Source organism: Vreelandella malpeensis, assembly GCF_020622355.1.
In the GTDB taxonomy this organism is placed as follows: Bacteria; Pseudomonadota; Gammaproteobacteria; order Pseudomonadales; family Halomonadaceae; genus Vreelandella; species Vreelandella malpeensis.
Map to the genome: position 1 here is coordinate 37,957 of NZ_WHVL01000008.1, position 18,192 is coordinate 56,148.

General features: G+C 62.9%; 19 protein-coding genes. 1 reads left to right on the forward strand and 18 read right to left on the reverse strand.

What is annotated here, in order from left to right:
- Window positions 1-78: 78 nt before the first annotated feature.
- From GEV37_RS15965 to argC, 18 genes are all read right to left on the reverse strand, one after another.
- On the reverse strand, window positions 79-507 hold the full coding sequence (locus tag GEV37_RS15965) for a F0F1 ATP synthase subunit epsilon (protein WP_227391262.1): 429 nt from the start codon (window positions 505-507) through the stop codon (window positions 79-81).
- Window positions 508-531: 24 nt separating this feature from the next.
- On the reverse strand, window positions 532-1,911 hold the full coding sequence (atpD, locus tag GEV37_RS15970; protein ID WP_227391263.1) for a F0F1 ATP synthase subunit beta: 1,380 nt from the start codon (window positions 1,909-1,911) through the stop codon (window positions 532-534).
- Between the two features lie 68 nt (window positions 1,912-1,979).
- Window positions 1,980-2,864, reverse strand: coding sequence for a F0F1 ATP synthase subunit gamma (atpG, locus tag GEV37_RS15975; protein ID WP_227391264.1), 885 nt, complete (start codon window positions 2,862-2,864; stop codon window positions 1,980-1,982).
- A gap of 65 nt (window positions 2,865-2,929) precedes the next feature.
- Window positions 2,930-4,474, reverse strand: a complete 1,545-nt coding sequence (gene atpA / locus GEV37_RS15980) for a F0F1 ATP synthase subunit alpha (protein ID WP_227391265.1) — start codon at window positions 4,472-4,474, stop codon at window positions 2,930-2,932.
- 16 nt (window positions 4,475-4,490) lie between these two features.
- Window positions 4,491-5,024 carry a F0F1 ATP synthase subunit delta gene (locus tag GEV37_RS15985; RefSeq protein ID WP_227391266.1) on the reverse strand — a complete coding sequence of 178 codons (534 nt, stop codon included), beginning with the start codon at window positions 5,022-5,024 and terminating at the stop codon, window positions 4,491-4,493.
- Between the two features lie 11 nt (window positions 5,025-5,035).
- The gene (locus GEV37_RS15990; RefSeq protein WP_227391267.1) at window positions 5,036-5,506 is read right to left on the reverse strand and encodes a F0F1 ATP synthase subunit B; all 471 of its coding nucleotides are present in this window, start codon (window positions 5,504-5,506) and stop codon (window positions 5,036-5,038) included.
- A 76-nt stretch (window positions 5,507-5,582) separates the two neighbouring features.
- A complete protein-coding gene (gene atpE / locus GEV37_RS15995) occupies window positions 5,583-5,810 on the reverse strand; it encodes a F0F1 ATP synthase subunit C (RefSeq protein ID WP_018918432.1) in 228 nt (75 codons plus the stop codon).
- Window positions 5,811-5,895: 85 nt separating this feature from the next.
- Window positions 5,896-6,723: a F0F1 ATP synthase subunit A gene (gene atpB / locus GEV37_RS16000; protein WP_227391268.1), complete on the reverse strand. Its 828-nt coding sequence runs from the start codon at window positions 6,721-6,723 to the stop codon at window positions 5,896-5,898.
- A gap of 12 nt (window positions 6,724-6,735) precedes the next feature.
- Window positions 6,736-7,092: an ATP synthase subunit I gene (locus GEV37_RS16005; RefSeq protein WP_227391269.1), complete on the reverse strand. Its 357-nt coding sequence runs from the start codon at window positions 7,090-7,092 to the stop codon at window positions 6,736-6,738.
- A 265-nt stretch (window positions 7,093-7,357) separates the two neighbouring features.
- Complete coding sequence (locus tag GEV37_RS16010; RefSeq protein ID WP_227391270.1) at window positions 7,358-8,284, reverse strand: ParB/RepB/Spo0J family partition protein; 927 nt, start codon at window positions 8,282-8,284, stop codon at window positions 7,358-7,360.
- 73 nt (window positions 8,285-8,357) lie between these two features.
- A complete protein-coding gene (locus GEV37_RS16015; protein WP_227391271.1) occupies window positions 8,358-9,125 on the reverse strand; it encodes a ParA family protein in 768 nt (255 codons plus the stop codon).
- Entirely contained in the window at window positions 9,125-9,790 is a 666-nt protein-coding gene (gene rsmG / locus GEV37_RS16020; protein WP_227391272.1) for a 16S rRNA (guanine(527)-N(7))-methyltransferase RsmG, read from the reverse strand. The genes GEV37_RS16015 and rsmG overlap by 1 nt, the downstream gene beginning before the upstream one ends.
- The gene (gene mnmG / locus GEV37_RS16025) at window positions 9,787-11,691 is read right to left on the reverse strand and encodes a tRNA uridine-5-carboxymethylaminomethyl(34) synthesis enzyme MnmG (protein ID WP_227391273.1); all 1,905 of its coding nucleotides are present in this window, start codon (window positions 11,689-11,691) and stop codon (window positions 9,787-9,789) included. Before mnmG ends, rsmG begins: the two co-directional genes overlap by 4 nt.
- 565 nt (window positions 11,692-12,256) lie before the next feature.
- Entirely contained in the window at window positions 12,257-13,015 is a 759-nt protein-coding gene (locus tag GEV37_RS16030) for an amino acid ABC transporter ATP-binding protein (protein WP_264477839.1), read from the reverse strand.
- Window positions 13,016-13,025: 10 nt separating this feature from the next.
- Window positions 13,026-13,697 (reverse strand): amino acid ABC transporter permease, encoded by a 672-nt coding sequence (locus GEV37_RS16035; protein ID WP_227391274.1) that lies wholly within the window; start codon window positions 13,695-13,697, stop codon window positions 13,026-13,028.
- An 89-nt stretch (window positions 13,698-13,786) separates the two neighbouring features.
- Window positions 13,787-14,548, reverse strand: a complete 762-nt coding sequence (locus GEV37_RS16040) for a transporter substrate-binding domain-containing protein (protein ID WP_227391275.1) — start codon at window positions 14,546-14,548, stop codon at window positions 13,787-13,789.
- A 144-nt stretch (window positions 14,549-14,692) separates the two neighbouring features.
- Entirely contained in the window at window positions 14,693-15,046 is a 354-nt protein-coding gene (gene erpA, locus GEV37_RS16045) for an iron-sulfur cluster insertion protein ErpA (RefSeq protein WP_227391276.1), read from the reverse strand.
- A 102-nt stretch (window positions 15,047-15,148) separates the two neighbouring features.
- Complete coding sequence (argC, locus tag GEV37_RS16050; protein WP_227391277.1) at window positions 15,149-16,183, reverse strand: N-acetyl-gamma-glutamyl-phosphate reductase; 1,035 nt, start codon at window positions 16,181-16,183, stop codon at window positions 15,149-15,151.
- 212 nt (window positions 16,184-16,395) lie between these two features.
- Between argC and GEV37_RS16055 the strand changes: the two genes are divergently transcribed.
- Window positions 16,396-18,186: a chloride channel protein gene (locus tag GEV37_RS16055; protein WP_227391278.1), complete on the forward strand. Its 1,791-nt coding sequence runs from the start codon at window positions 16,396-16,398 to the stop codon at window positions 18,184-18,186.
- The last annotated feature ends 6 nt before the right edge of the window (window positions 18,187-18,192 follow it).

Genomic DNA, 18,192 nt, shown 5'->3' on the forward strand with positions numbered 1-18,192 from the left:
TTATAGTAGCAGAGAAAAAAAACGCCCCTTGAACCCGAGGGCTCAAGGAGCGTCTTGTTCACGCCCGGGGCGTGAGTATCAGCCTTTGCCCGCCTTCTTGCGCAGCTGCTGGATCGTTCGCAGCTGGGCCACGGCCTCGGCGAGTTCCGCCGAAGCGCGCGTGTAGTCGAGCTCGGCGGACTTCTCGTTGAAGGCCTTGAGCGCGTCCTGACGTGCCTGCTCGGCGGCGGCCTCGTCGAGATCCCCCGCCCGTGCCGCGGCGTCGGCCAGGATTGTCACCACGTCCGGCTGGACTTCCATGAAGCCGCCGGAGACAAAGAAGTTCTCTTCCCTGCCGCCGTCCATGATCACGCGGATCGGCCCCGGCTGAAGCTCGGTCAGAAGCGGCGTATGGCCCGGGAGAATCCCCAGGTCCCCCATCAGACCAGAAGCGATGACCTGCTCGACGCTTCCGGAGAAGATGGACGCTTCGGCGCTGACGATGTTGCAAGTGAAGCTATTCGCCATAGCGAATCCCCCTAATGAACGGGATTACTTCTTCATCTGGTTGGCTTTCTCGACCGCTTCGTCGATGGAGCCGACCATGTAGAAGGCCTGTTCGGGCATATCGTCGTACTCGCCGGCGAGGATCCCCTGGAAGCCGCGAATGGTGTCCTTCAGCGACACGTACTTGCCCGGCGAACCGGTGAACACCTCGGCCACGAAGAACGGCTGCGACAAGAAGCGCTGGATCTTACGCGCCCGAGCCACGGCCAGCTTGTCCTCGTCGGACAGCTCGTCCATGCCGAGGATGGCGATGATGTCCTTGAGCTCCTTGTAGCGCTGCAGAACACCCTGAACACCGCGAGCGATGTTGTAGTGCTCTTCACCGACCACCAGCGGGTCGAGCTGGCGCGAGGTGGAGTCCAGCGGGTCGATCGCAGGATAAATGCCCAGCTCGGCGATGGAGCGCGCCAGTACCACGGTGGCGTCCAGGTGCGAGAAGGTGGTCGCCGGCGACGGGTCAGTCAAGTCGTCCGCAGGGACATAGACCGCCTGCACGGAGGTGATCGAGCCGTTTCGAGTGGAGGTGATACGCTCCTGCAGAACGCCCATCTCCTCGGCCAGGGTCGGCTGGTAGCCTACCGCTGACGGCATACGACCCAAGAGCGCCGATACCTCGGTGCCTGCCAGGGTGTAGCGGTAGATGTTGTCGACGAACAGCAGCACGTCGCGGCCTTCGTCACGGAACTTCTCCGCGATGGTCAGGCCGGTCAGCGCCACGCGCAGGCGGTTGCCCGGCGGCTCGTTCATCTGACCGTAGACCAGCGATACCTTGTCGATAACGTTGGATTCGGTCATCTCGTGATAGAAGTCGTTACCCTCACGGGTACGCTCACCGACACCGGCGAACACGGAGTAGCCGCTGTGCTCGGTGGCGATGTTGCGGATAAGCTCCATCATGTTGACGGTCTTGCCCACACCGGCGCCGCCGAAGAGCCCGACCTTGCCGCCCTTGGCGAACGGGCACACCAGGTCGATGACCTTGATGCCGGTTTCCAGCAGTTCGTTGGAAGCCGCCTGTTCGGCGTAGCTCGGCGCCTTGCGGTGAATCGGCATGCGCTCGACTTCACCGATGGGGCCGGCCTCGTCGATCGGCTCGCCGAGCACGTTCATGATCCGGCCCAGGGTCTCTTTACCCACGGGCACGGAAATGGCGGCTCCGGTGTTGGTCACGTCCAGGTTACGCTTGAGCCCTTCGGTGGAGCCCATGGCGATGGTGCGCACCACGCCGTCGCCCAGCTGCTGCTGGACTTCGAGGATGGTCTCCTTGCCGGAGACTGTCAGCGCGTCGTAGACCTTGGGCACGGAGTCCCGCGGAAACTCTACGTCAATCACCGCGCCGATGATTTGTACGATACGTCCGCTCATCTTGGTTCCTCTTTAAAACCTGCAAATGAAACCTGTCTGCCTGAAGCCGGCGGGCGGCTTCAAAGGCGTTATACGGCTGAAGCGCCGCCGACAATCTCGGAAATTTCCTGGGTGATGGCGGCCTGGCGGGCCTTGTTGTAGACCATCTCCAGATCGTCGATCAGATTGCCCGCGTTGTCGGTCGCGCTCTTCATGGCGATCATCCGGGCGGCCTGTTCGCACGCGCCGTTCTCGACCACCGCCTGATACACCTGCGATTCGATGAAACGAACCAGCAGGCTGTCGAGCAACGCCTTGGCATCCGGTTCATACAGGTAGTCCCAGCTTCCGGGACGGGCGTTTTCCTCGTCATGCTTCGCATCGTCGCCCATCGAGGACGAGAGCGGCAGAAGCTGACGAACCACCGGCTTTTGCGTCATGGTGTTGACGAATTCGTTGTACACCACGTACAGACGATCCAGCCGGCCCTCGTCGTAGGCTTCGAGCATGACCTTGACACTACCGATCAGCCCCTCGACGCTCGGCTTCTCGCCTAGTCCGCTCTTCGCAGCGACCAGATGGCCACCGTACTTGCGGAAAAAGGCGGAGGCTTTGGAGCCCAGGGCACAGAAGTCGAGCTCGGCGCCTTGCTCTTTCCAGGCCGCGGCGTCTTTCAACACGGCCTTGAAGAGGTTGACGTTCAAGCCGCCGCACAGACCGCGATCCGTGGACACCACGATGTAACCAACGCGCTTCACCTCGCGCTCGACCATGTAGTCGTGCTTGTACTCGGGGTTGGCGTCGGCAATGTGACCGACCACGTTGCGAATCTGCCGTGCGTAGGGCTGGCCAGCCTTCATCAGATCTTGCGCTTTACGCATCTTCGACGCAGCGACCATTTCCATGGCGCTGGTGATTTTCTGCGTATTCTTGATGCTCCCGATCTGGGTGCGTATCTCTTTTGCAGCTGCCATAGCGATCTACCCTTCGTTCGTGGCTCTCAGAAAGTAGCGAAGCCCGCCCGCAGGCGGGCCGACCATTACCAGCTCTGAGTCGCCTTGAACTGCTCAAGACCCGACTTCAAGCCGCCCTTGATCTCGTCGTTGTAGTCGCCGGTCTGGTTGATCTTGTCCATCAGATCACCGTGCTCGGACTTCATGTAGTCGTGCAGTGCACGTTCGAAGTCCAGCACCTTGTCGACGCTGACATCATCCAGATGACCTTCGTTGGCGGCGTAGAGCGTGAGCGCCATCTCGGCCACGGACATCGGCGAGTACTGGTTCTGCTTCATGAGCTCGGTGACGCGCTGACCGTGCTCGAGCTGCTTGCGGGTCGCCTCGTCGAGATCCGACGCGAACTGCGAGAACGCCGCCAGTTCGCGGTACTGGGCGAGGGCCAGACGCACGCTGCCGCCGAGCTTCTTGATGATCTTGGTCTGGGCCGAGCCGCCTACCCGCGATACCGAGAGACCAGCGTTGATCGCCGGGCGGATACCGGAGTTGAACAGGTTGGTTTCCAGGAAGATCTGGCCGTCGGTGATCGAGATCACGTTGGTGGGAACGAACGCGGACACGTCGCCACCCTGGGTCTCGATGATCGGCAGTGCGGTCAATGAGCCGGTCTTGCCAGTCACTTCACCATTGGTGAACTTCTCGACGTAGTCGGCGTTGACGCGCGCGGCGCGCTCCAGAAGACGTGAGTGGAGGTAGAACACGTCACCCGGGTAGGCTTCACGACCCGGCGGACGACGCAGCAGCAGCGATACCTGACGATACGCCACGGCCTGCTTGGAGAGATCATCGTAGACGATCAGCGCGTCTTCGCCACGGTCACGGAAGTACTCGCCCATGGTGCAGCCGGAGTAGGCGGCCAAAAACTGCATCGGGGCCGGGTCAGCGGCGCCGGCGGCGACGACGATGGTATGGCCCATGGCGCCGTGCTCTTCGAGCTTGCGCACCACGTTGGCGATGGTCGACTGCTTCTGACCGATCGCGACGTAGACGCAGGTCACGCCCTTGCCTTTCTGGTTGATGATCGCGTCGATGGCGATCGCCGACTTGCCGATCTGACGGTCGCCGATGATCAGCTCACGCTGACCACGACCGATCGGCACCATGGAGTCGATCGACTTCAGGCCGGTCTGGATCGGCTCGTCGACGGACTGACGCGTGATGACGCCCGGCGCGACCTTCTCGACCGCGTCGGTCATCTTGGCGTTGATGTCGCCCTTGCCATCGATGGGGTTACCGAGTGCATCGACCACGCGGCCAACGAGTTCGGGGCCCACCGGCACCTCGAGGATACGACCGGTACAGGTAGCGGTCATGCCCTCTTCGAGCAGGAGGTAGTCGCCCAGAACCACGGCGCCGACGGAGTCGCGCTCGAGGTTGAGCACCATGCCGAAGATGCCATTCGGGAATTCGATCATTTCACCGAACATCGCGTCTTCGAGGCCGTGGATTTTCACGATGCCGTCGGAAACGGTGACGATGGTGCCCTGGTTACGGGCTTCGGATGCGACGTCAAGCTTCTCGATACGCTGCTTGATGATGTCGCTGATCTCGGAAGGATTCAGTTGCTGCATGCCATGTCCCTCGGACTCAAGCGGTGAGCGCGTCAGAAAGGCGGTTCAATCGACCGCGTACCGACCCGTCGATGACGGTGTCGCCGGCACGCAGGATGACACCGCCGATGAGCGACTTGTCGACCTGAGTAGTAATGGAGATTTCGCGATTCAGACGTTTCTTGAGCGCGTTTGCGAGCTTGGTCTGCTGCGCCGCCGTCAGCTTGTAGGCGGACGTGACGGTGACCTCGACACGCTGGTCGAATTCGGCGCGCAGGCGCTCGAACTGGTCAGCGATAAAGGGCAGGGCAGACAGGCGCCCTTGATCGGCCAGGGCCACCAGAAAGCGCTCGACGCCGTCGGGCTGTTCCGGCAATGCACCGGCCAGCAGCTCGACCTTCTTGTCGTTGGCGACCTTCGGACTCCCCAGCACGCGGCCGACGCCTTTATCGGCGACGGCCACGCTCAGGAAGTTCAACGCCTGGGACCAGCTATCAAACGCTTGTTGATCACGCGCGTATTCAAACGCCGCCTTAGCGTAAGGACGAGCGACGGTAAGTAGTTCCGCCATGGGTCACCTCCTTACAGTTCGGCAGCAAGCTCATCAAGCAACTTGCGATGCGCTTTCTCGTCGACCGACTCTTGCAGGATGCGCTCGGCGCCGATGATCGCGAGGCGAGACACCTGAGCACGAAGCTCGTCTTTCGCGCGATTCACTTCCTGCTCGATTTCGGAACGTGCGCTGGCGACCAGACGTTCGCCTTCGGCGCGCGCCGTGGCGCGAGCTTCCTCGACGATCTGGGCGGAGCGCTTGTTGGCCTGCTCGATGATGGCAGAGGCCTGCTCCTTGCTCTCCTTGAGCGTCTGCTCGGAGCGCTCTTGAGCAAGCTCGAGATCGCGCGTCGCACGGCTGGCTGCATCCAAGCCATCAGCAATCTTCTTCTGGCGCTCGTGAAGCGCGTTGCTGATCGGAGGCCACACGTACTTTATGCAAAACCAGACAAAGATCGCGAAGGCGATCGTCTGCCCGATAAGCGTCATGTTGATATTCACAGGACTGTACCTCTGACAAGTTCGTGGCGACCGGAGTAAAGCAGAACCGAGCGGAGTGCCGCCCGGTCAGGCTTGCTTAACCGGCGACAACGAAGATCAGGTACATCGCGATACCAACGCCGATCATCGGTACGGCGTCGAGCAGGCCGGCCATGATGAAGGTCTTGGTTTGCAGCTGGTCGCCGAGTTCCGGCTGACGCGCGGTGGACTCGAGCAGCTTGCCGCCCAGGATGGCGAAGCCGATGCCGGTCGCCAGTGCGCCCAGACCGATGATGATCGCAGCTGAGAGATAAACCATTTCCATGATGTTGCTCCTGAGTTCAAGTGGTGGTTAAGGGTTGAGGGTTGAAGTTACGGGTTATTCGAAACCGGTGACGTCTGATGAACGCCTAGTGATGCTCGTGCGCCGCGCTCAGGTACACCACCGTCAATACGGTAAAGATGAATGCCTGCAGCGTGACGACCAGGATGTGGAAGATCGCCCACGGCACGTCCAGTACCCAGATGGCCCAGAAGGGCAGCATCGCGATCAGGATGAAGATGACCTCGCCGGCGAACATGTTGCCGAACAGACGCATCGCGAGGCTGAACGGCTTGACCAGCAGCGAGACGATCTCGAGCACCAGGTTGAAGGGGATCAGTGCCCAGTGGTTGAACGGGGTCAGCGACAGCTCGCGCGCGAAGCCGCCCACGCCCTTCACCTTGAAGTTGTAGTAGAGGATCAAGCCGAACACGCCCAGCGCCATGCCGAGGGTGGCGTTGACGTCGGTGGTCGGCACGATCTTCATGTAGTCGACGCCGAGCTTGGAGAACAGCACCGGGCCGTAGTCCACCGGGATGATCTTCAGCGTGTTCATGAACAGGATCCACACGAACAGCGTCAGCGCGATCGGCGCGATATGAGGGTTGCGCCCGTGAAAGGTGGAGCGGGTCAGGTTCTCGATGAACTCGACGACCATCTCGACGGCGTTCTGAAGCCCGCCCGGAACGCCGGAGGTGGCTACCTTGCCGGCCTTGCGGAACAGCCAGATGAACAAGAGGCCCATGGCGATCGACCAGCCCATGGTGTCCAGGTGAATGGCCCAGAACCCCATCTCGACGGCCTCTTCGGCCGAGTGCGCCAGCGACCAGCCATTGACCGGGTGATGCCCGAAGGTCAGGTTCTGCAAGTGGTGCTGGATATAGTAAGTCGTCGAGACTTCGTTTCCTGCGGCCATAGAGATGTCACCTCAATCAGTTGTGCGGCGTGTCTTGAGCATCAGCCAGGGTGCCAGCCAGTGCGTCGAGATGACCGCAACATAAGCGCTAAAAAAGAAAGTTGGGTTTGAAGGAGGCACTGTCACGAACATCAGCGTGAAAAGAGCCACCGTCAAACCGAACTTGCCCGCCGCAGCGCGCAACAGGCGGTTGGCGCCGCGAACCCGGTGCGATGAGAAGATTCCCATCCGTTGAACGAAGAACACATGAGGCAGTACCGCGACCAGTGCCCCCAAGGCGAACGAGGCCGCGCCACCGGCGCGCTCCAGTCCAAACGCGCCCGCCGTGCCCACAAGCGCCAGCACCAGCTGGGCGCGTAGCAGTGACACGGTGTACGCCTGGCGTCGCCGGACTTCAAATCGCTGCATGACGTGTCGGCACCTGTCGCCGCGTGTTGTTTCATCCGGGCCAGGTCGTTTCGTCATCGAAAACGACCTGTGCAAATCTTGCGCGATTATAGGGAAGCGCTATCACACCTTCAACCGAAGTTGCGTCTAATTTGCGGGTTTACGCGCGCACTTGTGACCAAAGCGTTAAAAAAGGCGTCTATCGTGCGGCCATTTAATGAGCCTGCTAGTTACCTGACCGATGCGGTTACTTGATATGCCCGAGAATGCCGTCGAGCTCCTCGAGACTGGTGTAGCGAATGGTGACCTTGCCCTTGCCGCGCTGGCCATGATCGATGGAAACCGGCGCGCCGAGGAGCTCGCCAAGCTGGGTTTCGAGCCTTGTGACGTCGGCGGTCTTTAGCGCGCGCTTCGGTGTGGCCCGGGCGGCCTCGTCGCTGGCGAGCTTCTTGACCAGCGCCTCGGTGGCGCGCACGGTCAGGTCGTTGTTGACCACCTCGTGGGCGACGCGACGCTGCTGGGCGCTGGAAAGCGACAAAAGCGCCCGGGCGTGGCCCATGTCGAGATCGCCGCGCTCCAGAAGAGTCTGCACCTCGGCGTCCAGGGTCAACAGGCGCAGAAGGTTCGCCACCTGGGTGCGCGACTTGCCCACCGCGTCGGCGATCTGCTGCTGGGTCAGCTCGAACTCGTCGCCGAGTCGCTTGAGCGCCAGCGCCTCCTCCACGGCGTTGAGGTTCTCGCGCTGGATGTTCTCGATCAGCGCCAGCGCCAGCGCCACCTCGTCGCTGACCTCGCGGATCACCGCGGGAATGACGTCGAGTTCCGCCAGCTGGGCGGCGCGCCAGCGGCGCTCGCCGGCGATGATCTCATAGCGCGCCTCGCCGATCGGACGGACCACGATCGGCTGCATCACGCCCTGGGCGCGAATCGAGTCGGCCAGCTCCTCGAGCGCCTCGGGCTGGATGTCACGGCGCGGCTGGTACTTGCCGCGGCTCAGTTGACCCAGCGGCAGTCGCTCCAGCCGCTCCAGGGCAGGATCCTGGGCGGTGGCCGCCAGCGGCGACTCCACCTGCTGCAGTACGCCATCGCCGGTCAAGTCCAGCGTGTCGCGGCGACGGGCGCCCGCTCCGATGAGGGCATCCAGGCCACGTCCCAGCGCGCGTTTACGCGTCATGCGTTTCCCCTTGTACGTTGAATCAAGACCAAGACCCTGCCGTCAGGCGTTCATCGCCCGTCCCCGGTCGCCTTCAAAGCGACAGCTTGCGAATCATCTCCTTGGCGAGCACGCGGTACGCCTGGCTGCCCCGCGAGAAGCGCGCGTACTGGGTCACCGGAAGCCCGTGGCTGGGCGCTTCGGCCACCTTCACGTTGCGCGGGATGGTGGTCTTGAGCAGCGCGTCGCCGAAGAAGTCGCGCAGCTGCTTGTCGACCTCGCGAGTCAGGCTCGTACGCTTATCGTACATCGTGCGCAGGATACCGGAAATCGCGAGTTCCGGGTTCACGCTCTCCTTGATCTGCTCGACGGTATCGAGAAGCGCCGAGAGCCCCTCGAGGGCGTAGAACTCGCACTGCAGCGGAATCAGCACGCCGTGAGCGGCGGTCAAGGCGTTGACCGTGAGCATGTTGAGCGACGGCGGGCAGTCGATCAGCACCACGTCGTAGTCATCGGCGACCGTGGCCAGGGCCGTCGAGAGCCGGCTCTGGCGCTCGTCGCGATCCAGAAGCTCCACCTCGGCGGCGGTCAGGTCGCCGTTGCCCGGCAGCACGTCGTACTTGACGGAAAGCCCGGTGACGATGGCGTCACCGGCACTCGCCTCGCCCAAGAGCACGTCGAGCACGCTCTTGTCGAGCGCGTACTTGTCGATGCCGCTGCCCATGCTGGCGTGGCCCTGGGGGTCGAGATCCACCAGCAGCACGCGGCGGTCGAGACTCGCCAGGCTCGCGGCGAGGTTGACGGCCGAAGTGGACTTGCCCACGCCGCCTTTCTGGTTGGTCAGGGCAATGATCTGGCTCACTACAAGGCTCCTTCGGGGGTCAGAATCAACAGCTGCCGCTCGGCCGTATCAAAGGGAATGTCGAAACGGTGACGCGCTGTCAGCGCCACGTCGGCGGAAAGGGCGGCGAGTTCCTCGTCGGCGCCCGGCCCCTTCATGGCGAGCCACTGTCCATTGGGTGCGACCAGCGCGCGGGTGAGGCCGATGAAGTCCTCAAGGCTCGCGAAGGCCCGCGAGACCACCTGATCGAAGGTCTGGCCCGCGAACGCCTCGACCCGGGATTGGGACGGCGTGACGTTGTCAAGCCCCAGCTCCATCACCGCCTGACGCTGAAAGCGTACCTTCTTGCCGTTGCTGTCGATCAGGGTGACGCGAAGCTCGGGCTTCAGGATGGCGATCACCAGCCCCGGAAGCCCTGGGCCCGCCCCGACGTCCACCAGCGTCTTGCCGGTGACGTGAGCGGCGATGACGGCGCTGTCGAGCACGTGGCGGGCGACCATTTCGAGCGGGTCGCGTACCGCCGTGAGGTTATAAGCCCGGTTCCACTTGTGCAACAGCGCGATCAGTGCGAGCAAGCGTTCGCGCTGCTCCGCGCTAATTTCGATGGCGAGGCTTCTCAGGCCGCTGTCGAGGCGTGTGGCCACCTCCGCCGGCAGGGTCTTTGAAAGCGCGTCCAGCGAGCTCATCCGTTCGCTACCTCGCTACCTGCGATCAGACGGCGCTTTTTCAGGTGGATCAAGAGAATCGATACCGCCGCCGGGGTGACGCCGGAGATTCGCGCGGCGTGGGCGAGCGTCTCGGGACGCGCTTCGGACAGCTTCTGGCGAATCTCGTTGGAGAGTCCCTCGACCTTCTGATAGTCGAGCTCCGCCGGCAAGGGGGTCGCCTCGTGACGCTTGAGCTTGTCGATCTCGTCCTGCTGACGATCGATGTAGCCCTGGTACTTGGCGTGGATCTGCACCTGCTCGGCGACGGCACCGCTCTGAACGGCGTCGCTTTCGAGTCCGGGGAGTGCGGTGATATCGGCGTAGGTCAGCTCCGGGCGCTTGAGAAGATCCGCCAGCGAGTACTCGCGGCCCAGCGGGTGGCCGGTCTTCTCGGCGATCTTGTCGGCGGCGGCGGTGTTGGGCTGCACCCACACCGCCTTCAGCCGCGCGCTTTCACGCTCGATCGCCTCGCGTTTTTCGCTGAAGGCCTGAAAGCGCGCATCATCGACCAGGCCAAGCTCGCGGCCCTTCTCGGTCAGGCGCAGGTCCGCGTTGTCCTCGCGCAGCATCAAGCGGTATTCCGCTCTTGATGTGAACATGCGGTAGGGCTCCTTGGTGCCCAGGGTGATCAGGTCATCCACCAGTACGCCCAGGTACGCCTCGTCCCGGCGCGGATGCCAGGCGTCCAGGGATTTCGCCCGGCGGGCGGCGTTGAGCCCGGCCAGAAGTCCTTGGGCGCCAGCCTCTTCGTAGCCGGTGGTGCCATTGATCTGGCCGGCGAAAAACAGGTTGTGGATAAATTTCGTTTCCAGCGAGTGCTTGAGATCGCGCGGATCGAAGAAATCGTACTCGATGGCGTAGCCGGGCCGGGTGATATGGGCGTTTTCCAGCCCCTTGATCGTGCGCACCACCTGCAGTTGCACGTCAAAAGGCAGCGAGGTGGAGATGCCGTTGGGGTAGAGCTCATGCGTGTCGAGACCTTCGGGCTCGATGAACACCTGGTGGCTCGACTTGTCGGCGAAGCGGTGGACCTTGTCCTCGATCGACGGACAGTAGCGCGGCCCCACGCCTTCGATGACACCGGAGTACATCGGCGAGCGATCCAGGTTCGCCATGATGATCTCGTGGGTGCGCTCGTTGGTGTGCGCGATGTGGCAGCTCACCTGCTGCGGGTGCATTTCCCGGGTACCGAGATAGGACATCACTGGTGTCGGGGTGTCGCCGGGCTGCTCCTCGAGCTGGCTGAAATCGACGCTCTTGGCGTCGATGCGCGGCGGCGTGCCGGTCTTGAGTCGGTCGACGCGAAACGGCAGCGCCCGTAGGCGTTCGGCCAGGGCGTTCGAGGGTGGATCCCCCGCGCGGCCACCCCGGCTCTTGTCGAGCCCGATGTGGATCACGCCGCCCAGGAAAGTGCCGGTCGACAGCACCACGGTGTCGCTCAGAAAGCGGATGCCAGTTTCGGTGACGACCCCACGCACGGTGTCGTTCTCCACGATAAGATCGCCCGCCGCCTGCTGGAACAGCGTCAGGTTCGGCTGGTTTTCCAGCATGCCACGAATGGCGGCCTTGTAGCGAATGCGATCCGCCTGGGCACGGGTGGCGCGCACTGCCGGCCCCTTGCGGGCGTTCAACACGCGAAACTGAATACCGCCCAGGTCAGTGGCAAGCCCCATGGCGCCGCCCAGCGCATCGATCTCCTTGACCAGGTGGCTCTTGCCGATGCCACCGATGGCGGGATTGCAGGACATCTGCCCCAGGGTCTCGATGTTGTGGGTGAGCAGCAGGGTTTGACAACCCATGCGAGCAGAGGCCAGCGCGGCTTCGGTTCCCGCATGGCCACCGCCGATGACAATGACGTCAAAGCGGTCGGGGTAATTCAATTGACACCTCAACTTGGCCCTTCAATGAGCGCCGAATTCGTCGAATTAACGTGAGCCTGGGCTCGATAAGCCCGCCAGTATAAACCGCCTGTGCATAACAGTCAGGTTTTTCCACACCGCTTTCAGACGGGTCATCACTTACTAATAACAAAATAAAAAATATAGAAAGAAGTTCTGTTGATGTTGTAACTACTGGTGTGGATAAAATCTGTGTATAACCAACTAAAAACTATATTTATCAGGGTAATATATTGTTGACCGATCCGTGGTTAAACGGCGGAGTGCCTGCGTGCAAGCGGTGGCGAGGCTGTGGATCGAAAGGCCAATTATGCACAGCGTCGCGAAAGCACTGGTTATCCACTGCTGCATACCGGTACTGTCCGCCGGGCTGTGAACAAGCGTGGTGATGAATGCGAATTTCACCAGAGGCCGCTGTAGCGGGCCTCGTGGAGGGGCGTGAATAAATTCGAAAAGAAAATATCCACAGGCACAAAAAAGGCCTGTCATGACGACAGGCCTGGAAAATTAACGGTTTCGAGCGCACACACGCTTGGCTAGACGTGGCTCAATGCTTGAGTACCCGCGCCAGAAACGCCTGGGTACGCTCGTGCTGGGGAGCGTCGAACAACTGCTCTGGCGCACCCTGCTCGGCGATCTCGCCCTTGTGGATGAAGATCACCCGGTCCGCCACCTCGCGGGCGAAGCCCATCTCGTGAGTGACGATCACCATGGTCATGCCCTCCTTGGCGAGTTCGCGCATGGCGTCGAGCACCTCGCCGATCATCTCCGGGTCGAGCGCCGAGGTGGGCTCGTCGAACAGCATCAGCCGCGGCTCCATGGCGAGTGCCCGGGCCAGCGCCACGCGCTGCTGCTGGCCGCCGGAGAGCTGGCTCGGGTACTTGTTCGCCTGGTCGGCGATGCCCACTCTGGCCAGTAGACGCTTGGCGGTTTCGATGGCCTGATCGCGGCGCTGTCCGCGCACCTTGATCGGCGCGAGCGTGACGTTGTCGATCACGCTCAGGTGCGGGAACAGGTTGAACTGCTGAAACACCATGCCGACTTCGGTGCGGATGGTCTGCAGCGCCTTGGTGCTCTTGCCCATGGGCTTCAAAAGGTTGCCGTCCACCTCGAGCAGGCCGGACTGGAACTCCTCGAGCCCATTGATGCAGCGAATCAGCGTGGACTTGCCCGAACCGCTGGCGCCGATGATCACCACCACTTCGCCGGGGGTGATTTCCAGATCGATGTCATTGAGTACGTGCAGGCTGCCGAAGTGCTTGTGGAGCTTTTGCATGCGCACGATGGGGGGCTTGTTCGTCGTCATGGCACGCTCCTTATTGGTCGGCGAGGTTGGAGCGCTCGAAGTAGCGCAGCAGTAGGGAGAGGGTCCAGGTGATGGCCAGGTACATCAGTGCCACCACGAAATAGACCTCGAGAGCAGTAAAGGTGGTAGCGATGTAGATCTGTCCCTGGCGGACCAGCTCGCCCACGCCGATCACCGAGAAGAGCGAGGTGTCCTTGATGCTGATGATCGCCTGATTGCCCAGCGGCGGTACCATGCGCCTGAGCGCCTGGGGCCAGATCACGTAGCGAAACGCCTGGGCGCGCGACAGCCCGAGCGACAGCGACGCCTCGCGCTGACCGCGTTCGATGGACTGCACGCCGCCGCGCACGATCTCGGATATGTAGGCGCCGGAGTTGACCGCGATGGCGGCGATGCCGGCGGTCAGGGCGTTGATCGGCCCGTCGAGAAGCTGCGGCAGGCCGTAGAAGATGAACAGCACCTGCACCAGAATCGGCGTGCCACGAAACACCTCGATGTAGACGCTGGCCAGCCAGCGCATCCAAGCCACGGGACTCAAGCGCAGAAGGCCGAAGAAGATGCCGATGATGAAACCGATGGCGAGCCCCCCGAAGGAGATCGCCAGGGTCCAGGGAATGCCCGGCAGCAGATGGGGGATCGAGGCCAGCGCCGCCGACCAGTCGAACTGAAAGTTAACGTCCACGCGTTATCTCCAGAGAAAAGTCACAACTAAAAGGGCCGGACAACACATCGTCCGACCCTGCAGGAGTAGATCGCGTCAGTGCTTGACGATCAGTCGGCGGTCGGCGCTTCGCCGAACCACTTCTCATAGATCTCGTCGTAGGTGCCGTCTTCGCGCATGGCGGCCAGCGCCTCATTGGTCGGCTCTACCCACTCGCTGCCCTTATGGAAGACGATGCCGTACTGCTGGCCTTCGTAGAGGGGACCGACGACCTTGGTGCGGCCATCGCCACGGGTCTGGGAGAAGTAGGCGACGTTGGGCGCATCATAGAGCACTGCGTCAACGTTGCGGCCCAGAAGCGCCATGTACATGTCGGCGGTACCCGGGTAGGGAGTGATCTCGGCGTCGTCACCCAACTGCTGCTGGAGGAATTCGTAGCTGGTCGAGCCGATCTTGGTGGCGACCTTCAGGCCGGCCAGGTCCTCGATGGACTCGACCTCGTCGTTGTCGGCGCGCACGATGATCTGCAGGCCGGAGTCGTAGTAGGGGTCGGAGAAATCCACCACCTGGGCGCGTTCATCGGTGATGGTGGTACCGGCGATGGCGATCTCCTGGCTTCCGGTCTGCACCGCCGGAATGATACCGGAGAACTCCATGGTGGTGAGGTTGACCTCGAAGCCGGCACGATCGGCCACTTCGTTGATGATGTCCATGTCGAAGCCGATCATCTCGCCGGTGTCCGGGTCCATCATCTCGAAAGGCACGAAGCTCGGGTCGGTGGCGACGTTGACCGACGGCGTCTGGGCCAGGGCAGCGGTGCTGCCGAGCGCGAGGGCGGCGGCGATCATACTGTAGGTAAGCTTGGTCTGCATGGATGTTTCCCCGTAGTTATTGCGCGTGGCGGAATCGATGAGCGCTTGCCGTTCGATTCGCGACGCGATGTTATTGACCCGTCAACCTTGGCGAGAAACCGCCAAGGCGTCAAGTCACGGGGTGGGGGCTTGTATTAACGCAGGTTAGACCATGAAGGAGGCGCCACACCCGCAGGTGGTGGTGGCGTTGGGGTTCTGGACGCGAAAGCGCGCGCCGGCGAGCCCCTCTTCGAAGTCGATGGTGGAGCCGACCAGGTACTGATAGGAGAGCGGGTCGACCACCAGGGTGGCATCGCCGAACTCGATCAGGGTGTCGTCATCGGCGACGCTTTCGGCGAAATCGAATCCATACTGAAAACCGGAGCAGCCGCCGCCGGTGACGTAGACGCGCAGCTTGAGCGCATCGTTGTGCTCTTCAAAGCGCAGCGCCTTGATGCGCTTGCGGGCGCTGTCGGATAACAGTAATGGGGTGGGTACGAACGCTTCTGCACCGCTCATAGGTACCTCCCGCGAGCTTGAACGAATGAATGTAGCGGCAATTATGGGTAATCCCCAGCAAAAGGGTCAACTATTGTCGATTCCGCTGCCGGGAAGTAAGCCCTAGGGCATCAGCGCCGGGGCATCGAGTCCGAGCTTCTCGTCGAAGCCGAACATCAGGTTCAGGTTCTGGATCGCCTGACCCGAGGCACCCTTGACCAGGTTGTCGATCACCGAGAGCACCACCACGGTGTCGCCGCCTTGCGGGCGGTGAACGGCGATGCGGCAGGTATTGTTGCCCTTCACGCTGCGGGTTTCCGGATGGCTGCCGGCGGGCAGCACGTCGACGAAGGGCTCGTCCTGGTAGCGCTTCTCGAACAGCGCCTGCAGGTCATCGGCGCCAGCGGTCAGCGTCGAGTAGAGGGTGGCGTGGATGCCGCGGATCATGGGCGTGAGGTGCGGCACGAAGGTCAGCCCCACCGGGGAGGCCTGCATGTCGTTCAATCCCTGGCGAATCTCCGGCAGGTGGCGATGACCCGAGGCGCCATAGGCCTTGAAGGATTCGCTCGCCTCGGCGAGCAGCGAGGGCACCTTGGCACCGCGCCCGGCGCCGGTGACGCCGGACTTGCAGTCGGCGATCAGCCGGGTCGGGTCGATCAGCCCCGCCTCGAGCAGCGGCAGGTAGCCAAGCTGCACGGCGGTCGGGTAGCAGCCGGGCACCGCGATCAGGCGCGCGTGCTTGATCTTCTCGCGGTGCATCTCGGGCAGCCCGTAGACGGCCTCGTCGAGAAGCGCCGGGGCGCCGTGGGGCTGGCCGTACCAGTGGCTCCACTCGTCGGCATCGCGCAGGCGGAAATCCGCCGAGAGATCGATCACCCGAGTGCCGCCCTCGAGAAGCTCGCCGGCAAGCGCGTGGGCCACGCCGTGGGGCGTGGCGAAGAACACCGCGTCGAGGGCGCCGAGGGCGCGGGCATCGGGTTCGCTGAAGGTAAGGGTATCGTAGTGGCCGCGCAGGTTGGGGTACATGTCGCACACCTTGACGCCGGCCTCGGAGCGCGAGGTGATCGCCTCGACGCTGACCGCTGGATGCTGGGCGAGAAGCCTCAAGAGCTCCACCCCGGTATACCCTGTACCGCCGACGATACCGACCTTGATCACGATCCACCTCTCTAGCGTTTGATCTAGCGTTTGACGTTGAGCCTGGGAAACTATCTGCACCTGTCGACACGGCCCGCGAACCACGCGCGGGCTGTTTAAGCGCAGGCAGCTATGCTACAAGGCTATGATACACAAGAGTGACCGCACTGAAGCGCCGAGTTCAACGCCGATTTCAAAAAAGTCGCAACATCCCTCAGCCAAGGAAAAGGCCCGTGGCACGGTTTTCCCGAGCAGATTTCACCCTGGAGGCCTTTCGCCGCCAATTGGCCAACGTCGATGCGCTGCCGCAGCTTTGCGTGCTGGGTCTGCTTTCCGGCGTCATGACCGGTGCGGTGATGGTGGCCTTTCGCCTGCTGCTGGACGCCGGTGCCCTTCTCTACATGCCCGGAGCCGACCCGGAAGCCTTCGAAGGACTCGCCCCCTGGCTGCGTGCGCTGCTGCCGCTGCTCGCCGTCACCTTGATCGGCGTGTTCCTGTATCGCCAGAAGGCGGCGGCGCACAAGCTCGGCGTGGGGCATGTGATCGAGCGGCTCTCCTACCACCAGGGCCGCTTTCCGCTGCGCAACTGGCTCAACCAGTGGTGGGTGGGCGTGGTCTCGGTGCTCGGCGGGCTCTCCGCCGGGCGCGAGGGGCCGGCTATCCACCTGGGGGCAGCGGCCTCGAGCGGGCTCGGGGTCAAGCTGCGCCTGCCCAACAACAGCCTGCGCGTGCTGGTGGCCTGCGGCACCGCCGCGGGCATCTCCGCGTCCTTCAACACGCCGATCGCCGGGGTCATCTTCGCCATGGAAGTGGTGATGATGGAGTACACCCTGATGAGCTTCATGCCGGTGATTCTCGCCTCCACCATGGGCGCGGTGGTCGCACAGGCGGTGTATGGCAGCGAACCCGCCTTTCGCATTCCCGAGGTGTCGCTGGGCTCTTTGATGAATCTGCCCTGGGTGGTGATCACCGGTCTTGCCATCGGCCTGCTGGCGGGACTTTTCATTCACGTCTCGCGCAACCGGCGACTGAGCGGGCTTCCGCTATGGCTGCGCCTGGCGGTGGTGGGCGTGCTCACGTCTGCCACTGCCTGGTGGTTTCCCCAGGTGCAGGGTATCGGCTACGACAGCCTGGCGGCGGCGCTCAACAACCAGCTCGGTCTCCAGGTGCTGCTGGTGCTTGTGATCGCCAAGCTGCTGGTAACCGCCATCACCGTGGCTGGCGGCGTGCCCATCGGCATCATCGGCCCGGTGCTGGTGATCGGCGCCGCGGCCGGCGCCTTGAGCGGCGCGCTCGGCGCCTGGCTATGGCCGGCGAGCGCCGCCGACCCCGGCGTGTTCGCGATGCTTGGCATGGCGGCGATGATGGGCGCGGTGCTTCAGGCGCCGCTCGCGGCCCTCATGGCGCTTCTTGAGCTGACCCATACGCCGAACATCATGCTGCCAGGCATGCTGGTGGTCGTGGTGGCGTGTCTGACCTCGCGCCAGCTCACCGGCTGCGAGGGCTTTTTCGTGAGTTCGGTGCGCTACGGGCTTCACCCCTTGCAGCAGCCCTTGATGCAGGCGCTCTCGCGCGTCTCGGTGCCGGCGGTGATGGAGCGCCAGCTGGTGCGCACCGAGCGCATCGTCACCCCGGAGCAGGCGCGCAAGTTGCTCGACACCAACCCGGTATGGCTTCTGATCGAGCGCTCCAGCGACGACAAGCCGGTGCTGGGCATGAAGGCGGCGGCGCTGGCGCGCTGGCTTCTCGAGCACGACGAGGCGCTCAAGGGCGAGCCGCCCCCGGCGGACGAGGTGGTCGACCTGCTCGAGATCCCGGGTCAGCGCGTGGAGATGGCACCGATCGCGCTGCAGGCCACGCTCTCCGAGGCGTTCTTGAAGCTTCAGGACAAGGCGCTGGGCGCGCTCTACGTGGTGCATGGCTACCGACCGAAGCAGCAGCGAATTTCAGGTATCATTACGCGGGGGGCGATCGAGCGCTACTACCACTACTCGGACCCCCAAGACAAAGAGCCGACCGTCTGAGGAGAG

Coding starts and splice junctions, on each gene's coding strand:
- GEV37_RS15965 (WP_227391262.1), bottom strand. CDS start 507: ATGGCGAATAGCTTCACTTGCAACATCGTCAGCGCCGAAGCGTCCATC.
- atpD (WP_227391263.1), bottom strand. CDS start 1,911: ATGAGCGGACGTATCGTACAAATCATCGGCGCGGTGATTGACGTAGAG.
- atpG (WP_227391264.1), bottom strand. CDS start 2,864: ATGGCAGCTGCAAAAGAGATACGCACCCAGATCGGGAGCATCAAGAAT.
- atpA (WP_227391265.1), bottom strand. CDS start 4,474: ATGCAGCAACTGAATCCTTCCGAGATCAGCGACATCATCAAGCAGCGT.
- GEV37_RS15985 (WP_227391266.1), bottom strand. CDS start 5,024: ATGGCGGAACTACTTACCGTCGCTCGTCCTTACGCTAAGGCGGCGTTT.
- atpE (WP_018918432.1), bottom strand. CDS start 5,810: ATGGAAATGGTTTATCTCTCAGCTGCGATCATCATCGGTCTGGGCGCA.
- atpB (WP_227391268.1), bottom strand. CDS start 6,723: ATGGCCGCAGGAAACGAAGTCTCGACGACTTACTATATCCAGCACCAC.
- GEV37_RS16010 (WP_227391270.1), bottom strand. CDS start 8,284: ATGACGCGTAAACGCGCGCTGGGACGTGGCCTGGATGCCCTCATCGGA.
- rsmG (WP_227391272.1), bottom strand. CDS start 9,790: ATGAGCTCGCTGGACGCGCTTTCAAAGACCCTGCCGGCGGAGGTGGCC.
- GEV37_RS16030 (WP_264477839.1), bottom strand. CDS start 13,015: ATGACGACGAACAAGCCCCCCATCGTGCGCATGCAAAAGCTCCACAAG.
- GEV37_RS16040 (WP_227391275.1), bottom strand. CDS start 14,548: ATGCAGACCAAGCTTACCTACAGTATGATCGCCGCCGCCCTCGCGCTC.
- erpA (WP_227391276.1), bottom strand. CDS start 15,046: ATGAGCGGTGCAGAAGCGTTCGTACCCACCCCATTACTGTTATCCGAC.